Here is a 15,635-nt window from a genome sequence, read left to right as displayed (position 1 = left end):
GCCGCCGGAGCCGCCGCGGTACCCGCCGCTGTCGCGCGAGTCGCCGCCGCCGGACCCACCGCGGTACCCGCCGCTGTCGCGCGAGTCGCCGCGGTACCCGCCGCCACCGGTCGAGCCGCCTCGGTACCCGCCGCTGTCACGGGAGTCGCCACCGCTCGACGAACCGCGGTAGCCGCTGATCCCGCGCGAGTCGCCGCCGGAGCCGCCGCGGTACCCGCCGCTGTCGCGCGAGTCGCCGCCGCCGGACCCACCGCGGTACCCGCCGCCCCCGCCCGACCCACCGCGGTAGCCGCCGCTGTCGCGCGCGTCTCCGCTCGGAGCCCCGCGGTACCCGCTGCTGCTGCCGCGCGAGTCGCCGCCGGAGCCGCCGCGGTAGCCGCCGCCGTCACGGGACCCTCCGGTGCTGCCGCCGCGCGAACCGCCGGTGCTGCCCCCGCTGCTGCGGTACCCGTCGCCGCCGCCCGTGCTCCCGCGGTAGCCCTCGCCACCGCCGGCACCGCGGTACCCGCCGCCACCCGAGCCGCCGCTGCTGCCACCCCGGTACCCGCCGGCGCTGCCGCCGCGGCTCGCGCCGGACCCGCTGCTGCCCCGGGGGGCGCCCGAGCGAGGGGCACCGGACCCACCGCGGCCGCCCGACTGTGAGCCCGACTGTCCGCCGGACGAGCCGGCGCCCCCGTGACGTGATTCTTGCGGGCTCATCTGATGTCTCCGATCGCCTGGTCGACACCCTCGAAGGAGTCGATGTCCGGCAGGTAGGGCGCGAGCGGGGGCATCTCGTCCAGGCTGGACAGCCCCATCCGCTCCAAGAAGTATCCCGTGGTCTGGTAGAGGACCGCACCGCTGGACGGATCGGTGCCCGTCTCGGCGACCAGCCCCCGGGTGGTGAGCGTGCGCACGACGCCGTCGACGTTGACGCCGCGGACGGCCGACACCTGGCCGCGGGTCACGGGCTGGCGGTACGCGATGACGGCGAGCGTCTCGAGCGCCGCCTGCGTCAGGCGCGCGGTCTGCCCCTCAAGCACGAACCGCCCGACGACGTCGGCGTACACCGGCGCCGAGTAGATGCGCCAGCCCTCCCCCGCGCGCCGGACCTCGAACCCGCGCGGACGTCCGCCGAGGTCGCCGCGGTACTCGGCGGCGAGCTCGTCCAGCAGCGCCTCGACGCGCGCGGTCGGCAGCGCGAGCACGGTCGCGAGGCGGACCGCCGGGATCGGCTCGTCGGCGACCATGAGCACGGCCTCCAGCGCGGCGAGCGCGCCGCCCGGCAGGTCGTCGACGTCGAACGCGAGCTCGTCCGCCGCGGCCGACTCCAGCGCGGTCGCATCGACCGCGGCCGTGTCGTCGGCACCCGTCTCGTCGGCACCCGTCTCGTCGGCAACCGTCTCGTCCGTCATGCGTCCTCCTCGGGGGGTGGTGCCCCGTCACGGGCGAGCTCGGCATCGAGCGTGGTGTCCAGCGTGTCGAAGTCGTCGGAGACCTCGATCTCGCCCTCCTCGGCGCCCGTCCACCGCACGGTCAGCTCGCCCAGGGGCGTGACCTGGTCGAACGCGACGGCGCCTTCCCGGAACAGCTCGAGCAGCGCGAGGAAGCGGGCGACGACGACGATCGTCGCGTCGGCGTCGGCGGTCAACGCACGGAACGACATCGAGCCGCCGTGGCGCAACCGGTCGACCAGCACCGCGGCCTGCTCCCGGACGCTGACGGCGGGCGCGTGCAGGTGGCTGATGTCGACGCCGGGCGGAGCCGCCCTGGGCATCTCGGCCTTCGCCGCGAGGGCGGCCAGCTGCTCGGGGCCGATCTGCCAGACGAGCTCGGGCAGCAGCGCGGCCAGGTGCGGCTCGAGCGTCACGAGGCGCGGGAACCGCCGGCCCTCGGTGGCGAACCGTTCGGCCAGGTCCGCGGCGACCAGCTTGTACGCGCGGTACTGCAGCAGGCGGGCGAACAGGAGGTCGCGCGCCTCGAGCAGCTCCAGGTCCTCGGCGTCCTCCACGTCGGCGGACGGCAGCAGCCGGGCCGCCTTCATGTCGAGCAGGGTCGCGGCGATGACGAGGAACTCGCTCGCCTGCCCGAGGTCCCACTCCTTCTCCGCGGCGCGGATGTGGGCGATGAACTCGTCGGTGACCTGCGCGAGCGCCACCTCGGTGATGTCGAGCTTGTGCTTGGCGATCAGGCCGAGCAGCAGGTCGAACGGGCCGCTGAAGTTGGTGAGGTGGACCTCGAACGCCTGGGTGCCCACGGGCGCACCCGAGGACGACCCGCTGGCGGCGGGCTGCTCGGGCGGGACCGCGCGCTCGTCAGGCGGCGTCGCCACGGGCGACGAGCTCACGGGCCAGCTGACGGTAGGCCGCCGCACCGGCGTGCGTCGGGGCGTAGGTGGTGATGGGCTCGGCGGCCACCGTCGCGTCGGGGAACTTCACCGTGCGGCTGATCACCGTGTGCAGCAGCGTGTCCCCGAACGCCTCGCTGACGCGCGCGACGACCTCGCGCGCGTGCAGGGTGCGCGGGTCGTACATCGTCGCCAGGATGCCGTCGACCTCGAGGCGCGGGTTGAGCCGGTCGCGGACCTTCTCGATGGTCTCGACCAGCAGCGCGACCCCGCGCAGCGCGAAGAACTCGCACTCCAGCGGGATGAGGACGCCGTGCGCGGCGGTGAGTGCGTTGACCGTGAGCAGCCCGAGGGACGGCTGGCAGTCGATCATCACCACGTCGTAGTCGTCGAGGATCGGGCGCAGGGTCCGGGAGAGCACCGACTCGCGGGCGACCTCTCCCACCAGCTGCACCTCGGCGGCGGACAGGTCGATGTTCGCCGGCAGCAGGTGGAGACCCGGGAAGGGCGTCTCGTGGATCAGCGAGCGGATGTCCGCGTCGCGCTCCATCAGCAGGTTGTAGACCGTGCGGTCGAGCTCGTGCGGGCTCACCCCGAGACCCACCGACGCAGCGCCCTGCGGATCGAAGTCGACGATGAGCACCTTGCGGCCGTACTCGGCGAGCGCGGCGGCCAGGTTGATGGTGGTCGTCGTCTTGCCGACGCCGCCCTTCTGGTTGCACAGGGCGATCACGCGGGCCGGGCCGTGCGAGGCCAGCGGCGCGGGCTCGGGGAACACAGGCATCGGCCGCCCGACGGCGTCGAGCTGCGGGTCGGTCGTCTGCTGGCTCACCACGCGGGACAACCTACCGGAGCGGGCGGTCCCATGACCCCGCGACAGACCGGCGCGGGAGTGACGCTCATCGCGCCCGCGGGTGCGCTGCCGCGTAGACCTCGCGCAGCGTGTCCGGGGTGACCATCGTGTAGATCTGGGTCGTCGTGACGGACGCGTGCCCGAGGAGCTCCTGCACCACCCGGACGTCCGCCCCGCCGGCCAGCAGGTGGGTGGCGAACGAGTGCCGCAGGGTGTGCGGGGAGATGTGCTCGGCGCCCGCCAGCCCGGCCCGCTCGGCGGCCACCCGCAGCACGGCCCATGCGCTCTGCCGGCTCAGCCGCGCCCCGCGGGTGTTGAGGAAGACCCCCGGCGAGCCGCCCTTGCTCCCGACGGCCAGCGCCGGACGCCCCCGCACCAGGTACGCCTCGAGGGCGTCGAGGGCGAACGTGCCCAGCGGCACCACGCGCTCCTTGCTCCCCTTGCCGAACAGGCGGACCGCGGCGCGACCCGGGGTGCGGTCCAGGTCGTCGATGTCGAGGCCGACCGCCTCGGAGATGCGCGCGCCCGTGCCGTAGACCAGCTCGAGCAGCGCCCGGTCGCGCAGCGGGACGCATCCCTCGCCCAGGCCGGCGGCGTCGAGCAGCCGCTCCACGTCGTCGATCGAGATCGCCTTCGGCAGCCGCTTCGGCTGGGCCGGCGGCTTCACCGTGCTGGCGGGGTCGAGACTCGTCATCCCGTCGAGCAGCAGGAACTTGTGCCAGCCCCGGACGGCTACGACGATCCGCGCCGCGGACGACGCCGACAGCGCGCTGCGCCCATCGGCGCCCGTGCGGACCGCGAGCAGGAACTCCTCGACGTCCTGCTCGTCGACCTCGCCGGGCGACCGGCGGCCGCGGGAGTCGAGGAACGCCGTGTACCGCGCGAGGTCGCGCCGGTAGGCCAGCAGGGTGTTGGTGGACAGGCCGCGCTCGACGGTGAGGTGCGCGAGGTAGATCTCGAGCGCTGAGTCCATCGCCGTGCGCGTCCGGACCGTCGCACCGTCCTCACCCATCAGCCGGCCATCAGAACGGGAGGAACACGTCCACCGCGATCGCGACGGACAGCAGCGTGAGGTACGTGATCGACGCGTGGAACACGCTCATCGCCTTGAGCTTGCCGGCCTCGGGGTGCTCGGCCCGGCGCAGCAGTCCGATGCACGCCCAGAGGAACCAGAGGCCGAGCCCGAGGGCGACGACGCCGTAGACCCAGGTCATCCCCTGCACCGGGACCAGCAGCAGCGAGCACGCTATCATCGCGATCGTGTACGCGATCATCTCGCGCGCGACCTTGGTGTCCTTGGCCACGACGGGGAGCATCGGGACGCCGGCCGCGGCGTAGTCGCGCCGGAACTTCATCGACAGCGGCCAGTAGTGCGGCGGCGTCCAGAAGAAGATGACGCCGAACAGCAGCACAGCGGTCCAGGAGACGCCGCCGGTCACCGCCGACCACCCGATGAGCACGGGCATGCAGCCGGCCGCACCGCCCCACACGATGTTCTGCGGTGTGCGGCGCTTGAGGATCATGGTGTAGCCGACGACGTAGATGAGGATCGCGGCGGCGGTGAGCCAGGCCGACGCCGGGTTGACCATGACCGCGAGCCAGGCCAGCGACACGACGCCGAGCGCGAGCCCGAAGACCAGTGCCGCCCGCGGCGAGATCTCGCCGGTGACGATCGGCCGCCGCTTGGTGCGGTTCATGATCTTGTCGATGTCGCGGTCGAGGTAGCAGTTGAGGACGTTGGCCGAGCCGGCCGCGGCCGCGCCACCCACCAGGGTCGCGACGACCAGCCCGAGGCTGGGGAACCCGCCCTGCGCCAGGATCATCGTGGGCAGCGTGGTGACCAGCAGCAGCTCGATGACGCGCGGCTTGGTCAGCGCGACGTACGGGCCGACCTTCCCGCGGACGCGGGCGAGCGGACCCGCGGGGACGGCAGGGGCGGTCTTCTCAGCGGCTGCCGGGGTCGACGCGGAGGACGCTCCGGCGTCGTCGACTGACAGGGGGCTGCTGAGGCGCACGCGCTGCGGTTCCGTTCGTGTTCCGAGAGGTGTCCCGAGAGGGGGAAGGTCGCGCAGCCATGCTACGGCCTGCACCTGCACCCGGGCGCGACGCGGGCCCCGGATCGCCGTACGGGCGGTGTGAGATCTGTCGCTCGGCCTCCTGGTGGTCACGCCCGGCGCCCGTGGGCAGGTGCGCTATAAGGTCGGAAGGCAGGGTCCGACGACCGCCGCGACGGCGCGACGTCCCACCCTGCCCGGCATCCCGACCCGGATGCCCGTCACGTCGAAGATCTCGTCCGACACGACACCCGGCCCCCTGCTCGGGTGGAAATGAGGTGCGGTGAACGCGAAGGCTCCCCTGGCCACGACGGTCGGTTGGACCGACCTCGACCTGCGGGCGGTGGACACGGTGCGTGTCCTGGCCGCCGACGCCGTCGAGAAGGTCGGGAACGGCCACCCGGGCACGGCGATCAGCCTCGCCCCGGCGGCCTACCTGCTCTACCAGAACGTGCTCCGGCACGATCCGGCGGACCCGCACTGGCTCGGCCGCGACCGGTTCGTCCTGTCCGCGGGCCACTCGAGCCTGACGCAGTACATCCAGCTGTACCTGGCGGGCTTCGGGCTCGAGATCGAGGACCTGGAGGCGCTGCGCACCTGGGGCTCCAAGACCCCCGGGCACCCCGAGTACAAGCACACGACCGGCGTCGAGATCACCACCGGTCCCCTGGGCCAGGGGCTCGCCTCGGCCGTCGGCTTCGCGATGGCGTCGCGCCGCGAGCGGGGCCTCCTCGACCCCGAGGCGGCGCCGGGCACCAGCCCGTTCGACCACTTCGTCTACGTCATCGCCTCCGACGGCGACCTGCAGGAGGGCGTCACCTCCGAGGCGTCGTCGATCGCGGGCACGCAGGAGCTGGGCAACCTCATCGTGCTGTGGGACGACAACCACATCTCGATCGAGGGCGACACCGAGATCGCCTTCACCGAGGACGTCCTCGCGCGCTACGAGGCCTACGGCTGGCACGTCCAGTTCGTCGACTGGACCGGCGGACCCGACGGGTACCGCGAGGACGTCGACGCCCTGCACGCCGCGATCGAGGCCGCGAAGGCCGTGACCGACCGCCCGTCGTTCATCGGGCTGCGCACGCTCATCGCGTGGCCGACGCCCACCAAGACGAACGACCACTCCTCGCACGGCTCCAAGCTGGGCGGCGAGGCGATCCGTGGGCTCAAGGAGCTGCTCGGCTTCGACCCCGAGAAGACGTTCGAGGTCGACCCCGAGGTGCTCGCGCACACCCGCGGCCTCTCGGACCGCACCGCCCCCGCCAAGGCCGACTGGCAGGCCGCGTTCGACGCGTGGCGTGCCGCGAACTCCGACAACGCGGCGCTGCTCGACCGGCTCGTCGCGGGCGACCTGCCGGACGGCTGGACCGACGCGCTGCCGGTCTTCCCCGCGGGCAAGGCCGTCGCCACCCGCGCGGCCTCGGGCGAGGTGCTGAGCGCGCTCGCGCCGGTGCTGCCGGAGCTGTGGGGCGGCTCGGCCGACCTGGCCGGCTCCAACAACACGACCATGAAGGGCGAGCCGTCCTTCCTCCCCGCGAAGCGGTCCACGCACGAGTTCGCGGGCGACGAGTTCGGCCGCACGCTGCACTTCGGCATCCGCGAGCACGCGATGGGCGCGATCCTGTCGGGCATCCGGCTGCACGGCCTGACCCGGCCGTACGGCGGGACGTTCTTCACGTTCAGCGACTACATGCGCGGCTCGGTCCGCCTCGCCTCGCTCATGGGGGTGCCCGCCGTCTACGTGTGGACGCACGACTCCATCGGCCTCGGCGAGGACGGCCCGACGCACCAGCCGATCGAGCACCTGGCGGCCGTCCGGGCGATCCCCGGCCTCACCGTGGTGCGCCCGGCCGACGCCAACGAGACGGCCGCCGCGTGGGCGGCGACCATCGAGCACACGAGCGGGCCCGTCGCCCTCGTCCTCACGCGGCAGAACGTCCCGACGTTCCCACGCGGCGAGGACGGCTTCGCGACGACCGAGGGCGTGGCGAGGGGTGCCTACGTGCTGCTCGAGGCGAGCAGCGGCACGCCCGACGTCATCCTCATCGGCACCGGCTCCGAGGTGCAGCTCGCCGTGGAGGCGCGCAAGACCCTCGAGGCCGCCGGGGTGGCCACCCGCGTGGTGTCCGCGCCGTCGCTCGAGTGGTTCGCCGAGCAGGACGAGGACTACCGGCAGTCGGTCCTGCCCTCGTCGGTGAGGGCGCGCGTCTCGGTCGAGGCCGGCATCGCGCTGTCCTGGCACAAGCTCGTCGGCGACGCCGGCCGCTCGGTCTCGATCGAGCACTACGGGGCGTCGGCGGACGACAAGACGCTGTTCCGCGAGTTCGGGTTCACGCCCGAGGCGGTCGTCGCGGCGGCGCACGAGTCGATCGCGGCAGCGCGCGGCGGAGCCGGACCGGCGACCACCGCGGGCCTCCCGAACAACGCTGGTCTGACGGGCGACCAGCAGGTCTGAGTCTGAACGGTCACGCCGCCCCGGCACGACCGGGGCGGCGTGCGGGAGAAGGGGATCGACCATGGCACCGAGCAGCACCCCCCTGGCACGGCTGGCGGACGCCGGCGTCGCGATCTGGCTGGACGACCTCTCGCGCGAACGGCTGCGCACGGGGAACCTCGCCGAGCTGGTCGCCGACAAGGGCGTCGTCGGCGTGACCACCAACCCGTCCATCTTCGCGGCGGCCCTCTCGAAGGGTGACGCCTACGACGCGCAGCTCCGGGAGCTGGCCGCGGACGGCGCCGACGTCGACGCGGCGGTGTTCCGGATCACCACGGACGACGTGCGTCAGGCCGCGGACGTGCTCAGGCCCGTCTACGACGCCACCGACGGCGTGGACGGGCGCGTGTCCATCGAGGTGGACCCGCGGCTGGCCAAGGACACCGAGGGCACGATCGCCTCGGCCAAGTCCCTGTGGTCGACGGTCGACCGGCCCAACGTGTTCATCAAGATCCCCGCCACCCGCGAGGGCCTGCCGGCCATCACGGCGGTGCTCGCCGAGGGCATCAGCGTCAACGTCACGCTGATCTTCTCGATCGAGCGCTACGGCGAGGTCCTCGACGCGTTCGAGAGCGGCCTCGAGAAGGCGAAGGCCAACGGCCACGATCTCGCGCCGATCGCGTCCGTCGCGTCCTTCTTCGTCTCGCGCGTCGACGCGGCGATCGACCCGCTGCTGGACAAGCTGGGCACCCCGGAGGCCGCGGCGCTGCGCGGCAAGGCGGCCATCGCCAACGCACGCCTCGCGTACGGGCTCTACGAGGAGGTCGTCGCCGACGAGCGCTGGGCCGCGCTCGCCGCCGCGGGAGCCCATCCTCAGCGCCCCCTGTGGGCGTCCACGGGCGTCAAGGACAAGGCCTATCCGGACACCCTCTACGTCGACGAGCTCGTCGTGGCGGGCGTGGTCAACACGATGCCGGAGAAGACGCTCGACGCGGTCGCGGACCACGGTGGCGACGGCAGCGACACCGTGACGGGCACGCGCGCCGAGTCCGAGGCCGTCGTCGCGGGCCTGCGGGACCTCGGCATCGACATCGACGACGTCACCGAGCAGCTGGAGGTCGAGGGCGTGGAGAAGTTCATCGCGAGCTGGGGCGAGCTGCTGGGCACCGTCTCCGACGGGCTCGCCGGCGCGGCGCAGCAGAACGAGTCCGAGGTCGCCAGGTGAGCCCGAGCAAGATCTCCGCGGGCCACAACCCGCTGCGCGACCCGCGCGACCGCCGCCTCCCGCGCATCGCCGGGCCCTGCGGACTCGTCATCTTCGGCGTCACCGGGGACCTTGCCCGGAAGAAGCTCATGCCGGCCGTGTACGACCTCACGGCGCGAGGCCTCCTGCCGCCGGGCTTCGCGCTCACCGGCTTCGCCCGGCGCGACTGGGCGACGCAGGACTTCGCCGAGATCGTCCACGACTCGGTCAAGCAGTACGCCCGGACGCCGTTCCGCGAGGCCACCTGGCGGCAGCTCGCCGAGGGGATCCGGTTCGTGCAGGGCACGTTCGACGACGACGACGCGTTCGATCGCCTGCGTGACACCGTCGAGGAGCTCGACGTGTCCCGCGGCACGGGCGGGAACCACGCGTTCTACCTGTCGATCCCGCCCAGCTCGTTCCCGGTGGTCTGCAAGCAGCTCGCGCGGTCGGGCCTGTCGCAGCCCGCCGAGGGCATGTGGCGACGCGTGGTGATCGAGAAGCCGTTCGGCCACGACCTGGCCAGCGCGCGCGAGCTGAACGAGATCGTCTCCGACGTGTTCCGGCCGGACGACATCTTCCGGATCGACCACTACCTCGGCAAGGAGACGGTCCAGAACCTGCTGGCCCTGCGCTTCGCCAACCAGCTGTACGAGCCCATCTGGAACGCCAACTACGTCGACCACGTCCAGATCACGATGGCCGAGGACATCGGCATCGGCGGCCGCGCGTCCTACTACGACGGCATCGGCGCCGCACGCGACGTCATCCAGAACCACCTCATGCAGCTGCTGGCCCTGACCGCCATGGAGGAGCCCGCGTCGTTCGAGGCCGAGGGGCTGCGCGCCGAGAAGATCAAGGTCCTCTCGGCGGTCAAGCTGCCGCGCGACCTCGGCAAGCACACGGCGCGCGGGCAGTACGCGGCCGGGTGGCAGGGTGGCGAGAAGGTCGTCGGGTACGCCCAGGAAGAAGGCTTCAACCCGAACTCCACCACCGAGACGTTCGCCGCGATCCGCGTCGACATCGACAACCGCCGCTGGGCAGGTGTGCCGTTCTACCTGCGCACCGGCAAGCGCCTGGGCCGCCGCGTCACCGAGATCGCCGTCGTGTTCAAGCGCGCGCCGCACCTGCCGTTCGAGTCGACCGCGACGGAGGAGCTGGGCAAGAACGCCCTGGTCATCCGCGTGCAGCCCGACGAGGGCGTCACGCTCCGGTTCGGCGCGAAGGTGCCCGGCACGGCCATGGAGGTCCGCGACGTCACCATGGACTTCGGCTACGGGCACGCGTTCACCGAGTCCTCCCCCGAGGCGTACGAGCGGCTCATCCTCGACGTCCTGCTGGGCGACCCGCCGCTCTTCCCGCGGCACGAGGAGGTGGAGCTGTCCTGGAAGGTGCTCGACCCGGTCACGTCGTACTGGGCCAGCAAGGGCAAGCCCGAGGAGTACCGCTCCGGCACCTGGGGACCGGAGTCGGCGGACAAGATGATGGCGCGCGACGGTCGCGTCTGGAGGCGGCCATGATCATCCAGATGCCGAGCACGACCACGCGCGACATCAACAAGCGCCTCCTCAAGGAGCGCGACGAGGGTGGTGCGATCGCGCTCGGCCGCGTGCTCACCCTCATCATCTCCGTGGGCGACCGGAACCCCGACGAGGCCATCGACGCGGCGAACGACGCCAGCCGCGAGCACCCGTGCCGGGTCATCGTGATCGCGAACGACGTCCACGACCGGGAGTCCGACCTCGACGCCGAGATCCGGCTCGGCGGTGACGCAGGCGCCAGCGAGGTGCTCGTGCTCCGTCCGTCGGGGCAGCTCGAGAACCACCTGGACACCCTGGTGATCCCGCTGCTGCTGCCGGACGCGCCCATCGTGACGTGGTGGCCCTACGAGATCCCCGACAACGTGGCCGAGTCCCAGCTCGGGGGCATGGCCACGCGCCGGATCACCGACTCGACCCAGGTCGCCCGCCCGAGGGCTGCGCTGCGCAAGCTCGCCGCGTCCCACGCGGACGGCAACACGGACCTGGCGTGGACGCGCGCGACGCTGTGGCGCGGCCTCATCGCCGCGACGCTCGACCAGCCGCCGTACGAGCCGGTGCACAAGGCGGTCGTGGTCGGTGAGAGCACGCACCCGTCGGTCGACCTCATGGCCGCGTGGCTGGCGTACGCGCTGAAGTGCCCGGTGGAGATCGAGCGCGTGAAGGACGCCCTCGCGATCACGCAGGTGCGGCTCGAGCGCTCGTCGGGCGACATCGTGCTCGACCGCCCGGACGGGAAGACCGCGGCGCTGCGGCAGCCGGAGCAGCCCGAGCACCGGATCGCCCTGCCCATCCGCCAGCTGCGCGAGTGCCTTGCCGAGGAGCTCCGCCGGCTCGACGACGACGAGGTCTACGGCGAGGTGCTGCAGAAGGGTCTCGCGAGGATCGACGCATGACCCGCGACGTCGTCGTCCACCCCGACGCGCGGGTGCTCGCGGAGTCGGTCGCGGCTCGGCTGCTCACGCACCTCGTCGACGTGCAGTCGCACCGCTCGCCGGTCCACGTCGTCCTCACGGGCGGCACGGTCGGCATCGCCTCGCTGGCGGCGGTCGCGGCGAGCCCGGTGCGGGACGCGGTCGACTGGGCCGGCGTGCACCTGTGGTGGGGCGACGAGCGCTTCCTGCCGGACGGCCACCCCGACCGCAACGAGACGCAGGCCCGGTCGGCGCTCATCGACGCCCTCGGCGAGGCGCTCCCGGTCGAGAACGTGCACGCGATGCCGGCTCTCAGCGACGACGTGCCGACGCCCGAGGCGTCCGCCGACGCGTACGCGGAGACGCTCGCAGCGGCGGGCTCCCCCGCCTTCGACGTCCTCCTGCTCGGCATGGGTCCGGACGGGCACGTCGCCTCGCTCTTCCCGGGCCACGAGGCGCTGGGCGCGACCGGTCGCGCGACCGTCGCCGTGCACGGCTCGCCCAAGCCGCCGCCCGAGCGCGTCTCGCTGACGTACGACTCCATCCGTGCCGCGCGCGAGGTGTGGGTCGTCGCGGCCGGCACCGAGAAGGCCTCCGCGGTCGCGTCGGCGCTGCGCGGCGCTCCGGTGACCGTCACCCCCGCGGCAGGCGCACTCGGCACCGAGCGGACGCTGTGGCTCGTCGACATCGCGGCCACCGAGGGGCTGGGCACGCAGGCCGCGCTCTCCACGACCGCGGCCGCCTTCCCCGCCTCCGCCGAGACGCCGGCCGACCTCTGGACCCACGTCGACCAGTACTTCTCCGCCCTCGTGCCCGAGGACGCCGCGCTGACCGACACGCGGCACGCGGCCGCGGCCGGCGGGCTCCCGGACATCGCGGTCGCCGCCAACCAGGGCAAGCTCCTGCAGCTCCTGGCCCTGACCGCGGGCGCCCGGCGCATCCTCGAGATCGGCACGCTCGGTGGCTACAGCACGCTCTGGCTCGCCCGCGCCCTGCCGTCCGACGGGCGCCTGACCACCCTCGAGCTCGAGCCCGAGCACGCGCGCGTGGCCACGGAGTCCCTCACGCGCGCCGGCGTCGCCGACCTGGTCGACGTCCTGGTCGGTCCGGCCGCCGACACCCTGGACGCCCTGGTCGCCGACGGCACCGAGCCGTACGACCTCGTGTTCATCGACGCCGACAAGGAGTCGATCCCCCGCTACCTGGAGCAGACGCTGTCGCTCACCCGTCCCGGGTCCGTGGTGATCGTCGACAACGTCGTCCGCGGTGGTGCCGTGATCGACCCCGACCACCCGGACGAGCGGGTCCAGGGCGTGCGCGCGATGGTCGAGCTGCTCACGGGCCACCCGCGCTACGACGGCACCGTGGTCCAGACGGTCGGCAGCAAGGGCTACGACGGCTTCGCGCTGCTCCGGGTCCGCGACTGACCGACGGCGACGACGAAGGGCCCCTGCGTCCGCAGGGGCCCTTCGTCGTGGAAGCGGAGCGTCAGCCGCCGCGCTTGGCGCGCAGGGCGGCGAGGGCCTCGTCGAGGATCGCGGCGCCGTCCTCGTCGGACCGCCGCTCCTTCACGTAGGCGAGGTGCGTCTTGTACGGCTCGTTCTTGGACGGCGACGGGGGGTTCTCCTGGTCCTGCCCGGCGGGGAACCCGCAGCGGGGGCAGTCCCACGTCACCGGGGCGTCGAGAGCCGCCTCCTCGGCGAAGCTGGGGCGCGTCTCGTGGCCGTTGGCGCACCAGTACGACACCCAGATCCGCGGAGCGGTGTCCCCGCGCTCGGCCTCGCCCATGGGGCCGGCGCCGACCCGCGACCCCCTGATCGCACTCCCGCTCGCCATCGTCTACCGCCTCAGACCGTGCGCTCGAGGAGACCGAGCAGGATGATGATCGCCGTCCACACGAGTGCGGTGCCGATCGTGATGCGGTTCAGGTTTCGCTCCGCCACGCCCGAGCTGCCCGCGCTGCTCGTGATGCCGCCGCCGAACATGTCCGACAGGCCGCCGCCCTTGCCCTTGTGCAGCAGGACGAGCGGGATGAGCAGGAGGCTGGTCAGCACCAGCAGCACCTCGAGGGCGATACGAAGGCCAGTCACGTCGGTGTCGGTTCCTTACTGGGCGGGCACGTCGGCGGCCGGGTAGCCAGCGACGCTGCGGTGGACCGCGGTACAGGGTAGGCGACGAGTGGGGCGATAAGCCACCACCGCGCCCAGGTGGGTCCCAGGAGCTCACCCGGGACCCACCGGCGTCGGCTAGAGACCGACCGCGTGCGACTGGTAGCGCGCGATCGCGGCGAACTCCTCGGGGTCCAGGCTCGCTCCGCCGACGAGTGCGCCGTCGACGTCGGGCTTGGCCATGATCGAAGCGACGTTCGACGACTTCACCGAGCCGCCGTACAGCACGCGGACCGCGTCGGCCGTCGCGGCGTCGTACAGCTCGCCGATGCGCGTGCGGATGGCCGCGGCCAGCTCCTGCGCGTCCTCGGGCGTCGCCGTCTCGCCGGTGCCGATGGCCCAGACGGGCTCGTAGGCGACGACGAGCGACGCGACCTGCTCGGCCGCGAGGCCCGCGAGGGCGCCGTCCAGCTGCGCGAGCGTGTGCGGGACGTGCTCGCCGGCCTTGCGGACCTCGAGGACCTCCCCGACGCACAGGATCGGGACCAGGCCCGCACCGAGCGCGGACTTGACCTTCGCGTTGATCAGCTCGTCCGACTCGTTGTGGTACTCGCGGCGCTCGGAGTGACCGATCGCGACGTAGGTGACGCCCAGCTTGGCCAGGAACAACGGCGAGATCTCGCCGGTGTACGCCCCCGAGGTGTGCGCCGAGACGTCCTGCGCGCCGTAGACCAGCTCGAGCTTGTCGGCGTCCACGAGCGTCTGCACGCTGCGCAGGTCGGTGAACGGCGGCAGCACGCACACCTCGACCTTGCCGAAGTCGTGCCGGGCGTCCTTGAGCGTCCACGCGAGCTTCTGCACGGTGTGCGTGGCCTGGTGGTGGTCCAGGTTCATCTTCCAGTTGCCCGCCATGAGCGGGGTGCGAGTGGCCACGATCAGTCCTCCAGAACCGCGATGCCGGGGAGCGTCTTGCCCTCGAGGAACTCGAGGCTCGCGCCACCACCGGTCGAGATGTGTCCGAACCCGGCCTCGTCGAAGCCGAGCGTGCGCACGGCCGCGGCGGAGTCGCCACCGCCGACGATGGTGAAGGCGCCGTTGGCGCCCGCGTCGACCAGCGCCTGTGCCACGGCACGCGTGCCGCCTGAGAACGCCTCGAACTCGAACACGCCGGCCGGGCCGTTCCAGACGACGGTCTTGGCGTCGACGATCTTGCTCGCGAAGAGCTTGCTCGAGTCCGGGCCGATGTCGAGCCCGATCTTGCCGTCAGGAATCGCATCCGCGGGCACGACGAGCGCCGGGGAGTCGGCCGTGAACTCGTCGGCCACCACGATGTCCGTCGGCAGCACGATCTCGACGCCGGCCTCCTCGGCCTGCGCGAGGTAGCCCTTGACCGTGTCGATCTGGTCCGCCTCGAGCAGCGAGTTGCCCACCGAGTGGCCCTTCGCCGCGAGGAACGTGAAGAGCATGCCGCCACCGATGAGCAGGCGGTCCGCCTTGGTCAGCAGGTTGGCGATGACCCCGAGCTTGTCCGACACCTTCGAGCCGCCGAGCACGACCACGTACGGACGCTCGGGGTCGTCGGTCGCCTTGCGCAGCGACGCGACCTCCTTGAGGACGAGCGTGCCGACGGCGTGCGGGAGCACCAGCGCGACGTCGTACACCGACGCCTGCTTGCGGTGCACGACGCCGAAGCCGTCCGACACGAACACGTCGGCCAGCGCCGCCAGCTCGCCGGCAAGCTCGGCGCGCTCGGCGTCGACCTTGGACGTCTCGCGCGGGTCGAACCGGATGTTCTCGAGCAGGGCGATCTCGCCGTCCTGCAGCGCCGCGACGGTGGCCTTGGCCGACTCGCCGACGACGTCGGTCGCCAGGGCCACGGGCTGGCCCAGCAGCTCGGACAGGCGGTCCGCGACGGGCTTGAGCGAGTACTTGTCCTCCGGCGCACCCTTGGGGCGGCCGAGGTGCGCCATCACCACGACGCGGGCCCCCGCCGCGAGCAGCGTCTGGAGCGTCGGGAGGGCCGCGCGCACGCGGCCGTCGTCGGTGATGGTCGTGCCGTCGAGCGGCACGTTGAAGTCGGAGCGGACCAGCACGCGCTTGCCGCGCAGGTCGCCGAGGTCCTCGATGGTCTTCATGCGTCTACTTCCCTTGACTCGAGCAGG

The 15,635-nt window shown here is 72.7% G+C and carries 15 protein-coding genes; 5 read left to right on the top strand and 10 right to left on the bottom strand.

Annotated features, from left to right (window positions below; all coding sequences use genetic code 11):
- The 6 genes from AC1DT4_RS13770 to AC1DT4_RS13745 all read right to left on the bottom strand — a co-directional run.
- The coding region (locus AC1DT4_RS13770) for a hypothetical protein (protein WP_477090360.1) at positions 1–699 on the bottom strand (699 nt) is incomplete at its 3' end.
- Positions 696–1,394, bottom strand: a complete 699-nt coding sequence (gene scpB, locus AC1DT4_RS13765; protein ID WP_477090359.1) for an SMC-Scp complex subunit ScpB — start codon at positions 1,392–1,394, stop codon at positions 696–698. The genes AC1DT4_RS13770 and scpB, both read right to left, overlap by 4 nt.
- Positions 1,391–2,326: a segregation and condensation protein A gene (locus AC1DT4_RS13760; protein ID WP_477090358.1), complete on the bottom strand. Its 936-nt coding sequence runs from the start codon at positions 2,324–2,326 to the stop codon at positions 1,391–1,393. Before AC1DT4_RS13760 ends, scpB begins: the two co-directional genes overlap by 4 nt.
- Positions 2,295–3,110 (bottom strand): ParA family protein, encoded by an 816-nt coding sequence (locus tag AC1DT4_RS13755; RefSeq protein ID WP_370504006.1) that lies wholly within the window; start codon positions 3,108–3,110, stop codon positions 2,295–2,297. Before AC1DT4_RS13755 ends, AC1DT4_RS13760 begins: the two co-directional genes overlap by 32 nt.
- 115 nt (positions 3,111–3,225) lie before the next feature.
- Entirely contained in the window at positions 3,226–4,191 is a 966-nt protein-coding gene (locus tag AC1DT4_RS13750) for a site-specific tyrosine recombinase XerD (RefSeq protein ID WP_477090357.1), read from the bottom strand.
- A gap of 10 nt (positions 4,192–4,201) precedes the next feature.
- Complete coding sequence (locus AC1DT4_RS13745) at positions 4,202–5,194, bottom strand: heme o synthase (protein WP_477090356.1); 993 nt, start codon at positions 5,192–5,194, stop codon at positions 4,202–4,204.
- 322 nt (positions 5,195–5,516) lie between these two features.
- Between AC1DT4_RS13745 and tkt the strand changes: the two genes are divergently transcribed.
- From tkt to pgl, 5 genes are all read left to right on the top strand, one after another.
- The gene (gene tkt / locus AC1DT4_RS13740) at positions 5,517–7,691 is read left to right on the top strand and encodes a transketolase (RefSeq protein WP_477090355.1); all 2,175 of its coding nucleotides are present in this window, start codon (positions 5,517–5,519) and stop codon (positions 7,689–7,691) included.
- 61 nt (positions 7,692–7,752) lie between these two features.
- On the top strand, positions 7,753–8,895 hold the full coding sequence (gene tal, locus AC1DT4_RS13735; protein WP_477090354.1) for a transaldolase: 1,143 nt from the start codon (positions 7,753–7,755) through the stop codon (positions 8,893–8,895).
- Positions 8,892–10,433: a glucose-6-phosphate dehydrogenase gene (gene zwf, locus AC1DT4_RS13730; RefSeq protein ID WP_477090353.1), complete on the top strand. Its 1,542-nt coding sequence runs from the start codon at positions 8,892–8,894 to the stop codon at positions 10,431–10,433. Before tal ends, zwf begins: the two co-directional genes overlap by 4 nt.
- On the top strand, positions 10,430–11,347 hold the full coding sequence (locus AC1DT4_RS13725) for a glucose-6-phosphate dehydrogenase assembly protein OpcA (protein ID WP_477090352.1): 918 nt from the start codon (positions 10,430–10,432) through the stop codon (positions 11,345–11,347). Before zwf ends, AC1DT4_RS13725 begins: the two co-directional genes overlap by 4 nt.
- Positions 11,344–12,792, top strand: coding sequence for a 6-phosphogluconolactonase (gene pgl, locus AC1DT4_RS13720; RefSeq protein ID WP_477090351.1), 1,449 nt, complete (start codon positions 11,344–11,346; stop codon positions 12,790–12,792). The genes AC1DT4_RS13725 and pgl overlap by 4 nt, the downstream gene beginning before the upstream one ends.
- Before the next feature lie 61 nt (positions 12,793–12,853).
- Here pgl and AC1DT4_RS13715 read toward each other — a convergent pair whose 3' ends face one another.
- The 4 genes from AC1DT4_RS13715 to AC1DT4_RS13700 form a co-directional block, all read right to left on the bottom strand.
- Entirely contained in the window at positions 12,854–13,201 is a 348-nt protein-coding gene (locus tag AC1DT4_RS13715; protein WP_370503994.1) for an RNA polymerase-binding protein RbpA, read from the bottom strand.
- Positions 13,202–13,212: 11 nt separating this feature from the next.
- Entirely contained in the window at positions 13,213–13,455 is a 243-nt protein-coding gene (gene secG, locus AC1DT4_RS13710) for a preprotein translocase subunit SecG (protein WP_477050191.1), read from the bottom strand.
- Between the two features lie 156 nt (positions 13,456–13,611).
- On the bottom strand, positions 13,612–14,406 hold the full coding sequence (gene tpiA, locus AC1DT4_RS13705; RefSeq protein ID WP_477090350.1) for a triose-phosphate isomerase: 795 nt from the start codon (positions 14,404–14,406) through the stop codon (positions 13,612–13,614).
- A gap of 2 nt (positions 14,407–14,408) precedes the next feature.
- On the bottom strand, positions 14,409–15,608 hold the full coding sequence (locus tag AC1DT4_RS13700) for a phosphoglycerate kinase (protein ID WP_477090349.1): 1,200 nt from the start codon (positions 15,606–15,608) through the stop codon (positions 14,409–14,411).
- Between the last annotated feature and the right edge of the window lie 27 nt (positions 15,609–15,635).

Source organism: Cellulomonas sp. P4_D11, from assembly GCF_056401915.1.
This window is presented reverse-complemented; position numbering and strand designations above follow the sequence as displayed.

Coding starts and splice junctions, on each gene's coding strand:
- scpB (WP_477090359.1), bottom strand. CDS start 1,394: ATGACGGACGAGACGGTTGCCGACGAGACGGGTGCCGACGAGACGGGT.
- AC1DT4_RS13755 (WP_370504006.1), bottom strand. CDS start 3,110: ATGCCTGTGTTCCCCGAGCCCGCGCCGCTGGCCTCGCACGGCCCGGCC.
- AC1DT4_RS13750 (WP_477090357.1), bottom strand. CDS start 4,191: ATGGGTGAGGACGGTGCGACGGTCCGGACGCGCACGGCGATGGACTCA.
- tal (WP_477090354.1), top strand. CDS start 7,753: ATGGCACCGAGCAGCACCCCCCTGGCACGGCTGGCGGACGCCGGCGTC.
- AC1DT4_RS13725 (WP_477090352.1), top strand. CDS start 10,430: ATGATCATCCAGATGCCGAGCACGACCACGCGCGACATCAACAAGCGC.
- pgl (WP_477090351.1), top strand. CDS start 11,344: ATGACCCGCGACGTCGTCGTCCACCCCGACGCGCGGGTGCTCGCGGAG.
- AC1DT4_RS13715 (WP_370503994.1), bottom strand. CDS start 13,201: ATGGCGAGCGGGAGTGCGATCAGGGGGTCGCGGGTCGGCGCCGGCCCC.
- AC1DT4_RS13700 (WP_477090349.1), bottom strand. CDS start 15,608: ATGAAGACCATCGAGGACCTCGGCGACCTGCGCGGCAAGCGCGTGCTG.